Below are 584 nucleotides of genomic sequence, written 5' to 3'. Positions count from 1 at the left end.
GATGAGCGCGATGTCGTACTCGCCGAGCACCGGCGCGAGCGCGGCGGAAAGACGCGCCTCGCGGCCGGGCAGCTCGACCAGCTCCACTTCCGCTCCCGCGAGCTCGCGGTTCGCGGGCACGAGATCGTAGCCGCCTTTTTCGGCGCGAACCCGGATCGCCGCAAGCTCGGCCAAGCCGAGCAGGGCGTGGTAAACGGTGCGCGCGAGCGCCCGCTTGTCCGTGCCGCTGCCGGTGGTGGCGTTGCCCTGGGGGTCCATGTCGACGAGCAGGACGCGGCGCCCCTCGGCGGCGAGGCTCGCGGCGAGGTTGACGCTCGTCGTCGTCTTGCCGACGCCCCCTTTCTGGTTCGCGACGGCGATCACGCGCGCCATGTCAAGCGCCCGGACGGCAAAGCACGAGATGGCGCTCGGCGGCAAGAAGCGGCACGCGCAGGCGCCTGACGTCGCTGCAATCGCAGCCATCGTGCACCTCGGCGAGCTCCTCGGCGGGGTACGCGCCCTTCATCGCCGCGAGCACGCCGCCGGCGGCGACAAGGTGCCGGCAACGCGCGACGAACGTAGCCAGGTTCGCAAATCCCCGGGAA

Annotated in this window: 2 protein-coding genes; both read right to left on the bottom strand. The window is 71.7% G+C overall.

What is annotated here, in order from left to right; translation table 11 throughout:
* A partial coding sequence (locus tag NZ773_16300; protein MCS6803489.1) for an AAA family ATPase occupies positions 1-372 on the bottom strand: 372 nt, incomplete at its 3' end.
* Between the two features lies 1 nt (position 373).
* On the bottom strand, positions 374-584 hold a 211-nt coding region (locus NZ773_16295; GenBank protein MCS6803488.1), incomplete at its 5' end, for a class I SAM-dependent methyltransferase.

The organism is Dehalococcoidia bacterium, assembly GCA_025054935.1.
Classification (GTDB): Bacteria; Chloroflexota; Dehalococcoidia; order SpSt-223; family SpSt-223; genus JANWZD01.
Note: the sequence above shows the minus strand (reverse complement) of the source record. Positions and strands in the feature narration are given on the sequence as shown.